This window comes from Autumnicola musiva, assembly GCF_031846585.1.
Lineage (GTDB): Bacteria > Bacteroidota > Bacteroidia > Flavobacteriales > Flavobacteriaceae > Autumnicola > Autumnicola musiva.
The window spans coordinates 1-1,153 of the sequence record NZ_JAVRHK010000064.1 but is presented as its reverse complement, the minus strand read 5'-3'; the positions used below and the strand labels follow the sequence as shown (position 1 = coordinate 1,153).

The following is a 1,153-nucleotide window of genomic DNA, read 5'->3' as shown; positions in this document are numbered from 1 at the left end:
CTATATAAAAACAATGCTTGAACCTGTCTCAAATCGAAACATCGTGCTCTCTTTCTTAGCCGATTGTCCTGCGGATAATCACGCTCACCCGCAGCACTGTTTTTATACGGGACGTTGGGCATAATTTAATTCAAGATCTATGGCAGAAAAGAAATGTTTTATTATAACTCCTATTGGAAAGAACGATTCTCAAATCAGAAGAAGTACTGATGGATTAATTAATACAGTTTTAAGACCAATATTAGAAAATGAATTCAAATTTGATAGTGTTGTTGCAGCACACGAAATTAATTCATCCGGTTCTATAAACAATCAAATAATGAAAAGGATTATTTATGACGATTTGGTTATTGCAAATTTAACTGGCGTAAATTCAAATGTAATGTATGAGGTAGCTGTAAGACATTCTTCTCTAAAGCCAATTATACACATTTGCGAAGAAGGAACACAATTACCATTTGATATAATTGATCAAAGGACAATATTTTATAAGAATGATATGTTGGGAGTAAAAGAGCTGCGATTATCATTAAATTTAATGATAAAAGAAGCTATAAAAGATAAAACATTTAAAGATAATCCTGTTTACAATGCCGCTCAAAGTAAGGTTCTAACTGAATCTATATCTCAAAATCCCGAAAAGAATTTTGAAAAATATCTATTGGAAAGATTTGAAAGTTTAGAATCAAAAATTATGGGAATTAAAACTTCAAGTAGGATGAAAAAGTCCCAAAGGAGCGAACCTTTCAAACTTAAAATTTTCACAAATGAAAAAATTGATGAAGGGCTATTTTATACAGAATTAAAATCAAGAATTTACAGTCAAAATGTAGAACTCAGTTTTTTTAAATTACAATACTCTAAGAAATTAGAAGATAGATATGAAACTCTTATTGATTTAGTAATTGATGGGGAAACCTATCCACCTACTACAACAGAAGTGAAAAACGCTCTAAAAGACATACCTTTTATTGATATTATTGACATCGCTATAGAGGGGAACGAGTTACCATTTTAAACTATGCCCAACAGCGGTTCATCTCAAATTACGGGTATCCTAGAAAAAGTGTAATTTTAGTAACCAGGAAAGAAAAAGGTTAAGCCGACAAGTCCGCGTCCCTACTCCCGCAACTTGCGATAACCGCAGCCGTTG

General features: G+C 32.3%; 1 protein-coding gene. It reads left to right on the top strand.

The features are described from left to right. The first annotated feature begins 139 nt into the window (after positions 1–139). Positions 140–1,018 (top strand): hypothetical protein, encoded by an 879-nt coding sequence (locus tag RM539_RS19830; protein ID WP_311505157.1) that lies wholly within the window; start codon positions 140–142, stop codon positions 1,016–1,018. The last annotated feature ends 135 nt before the right edge of the window (positions 1,019–1,153 follow it).

What these genes read in the sequence shown, in the direction of transcription:
- RM539_RS19830 (WP_311505157.1), top strand. Translation starts at nt 140, where the DNA reads ATGGCAGAAAAGAAATGTTTTATTATAACTCCTATTGGAAAGAACGAT.